This is a genomic window from Streptomyces sp. NRRL WC-3549 (assembly GCF_000721935.1).
Lineage (GTDB): Bacteria > Actinomycetota > Actinomycetes > Streptomycetales > Streptomycetaceae > Streptomyces.
In genome coordinates this window covers 201,151-201,844 of sequence record NZ_KL585383.1, presented here as the reverse complement: position 1 = coordinate 201,844, position 694 = coordinate 201,151, and the positions used below count along the sequence as shown (strand labels likewise).

1 pseudogene is annotated in these 694 nt (G+C 75.5%); it reads left to right on the top strand.

From position 1 onward, the window contains the following. Positions 1 to 694 (top strand): annotated as a pseudogene (locus tag IH13_RS0103085) (family 2 glycosyl transferase); the annotation flags it as partial.

Sequence of the window (694 nt, the reverse complement as noted above, 5' to 3'; positions counted from 1 at the left end):
TGGCACCGCCGTACCTGGGGCTGGTCGCCGCGCTGTCGGCGCTGTTCCTGGGGTCCACCGGCTTCGCGCTCACCGTGCTGCTGATCTGCTCGGTCCCGCTCGCCGGGGTCACCGCCTACTTCGCCTCCCGGCCGTTGCTCGAATCCAAGCTGCTGCGGGCCTGGGCGAGCGTCGCCTACGCCTTCCTGCCGGCCGCGACCGGGGCGCTGGCCACCGGCCGGCTCGGCACCGCACTGCTGGCCGTCCTGCTCCCGCTGATCGCCCGCGCGGGCGTCGCGGCGTACGGACTGCGCGGCGACGGCACCGTACGCGGCAGCTGGCGCGCCACCTGGGCCTACACCCTGCTGCTCACCTTCACGACGGCGTTCACCCCCCTCGTGTGGCCGCTCGCCGTGGTCCTCGGTGTCGCGGTGCTGGCGCTGCGCCGGCGCGACCTGGTGGCCTACGGGCTGCGGGTCCTGGCCGCGGTGGGCACGCCGCTGCTGGTCCTCGCGCCCTGGTCGCTGTCGCTGCTGACCAGCCCGTCCGACTTCCTGAAGGAGGCCGGTCTGGACCTGGGCGCGGGCTCCGCCTCCGCCGTCGACCTGCTCGGCATCAGCCCCGGCGGACCCAAGGCGGCGGGCGGCGTCCTGCTGCTGGGCATCGTGCTGGCGGCGCTGGCCGCGCTGCTGCGCGGTGAGCGGCAGTTCGCGAT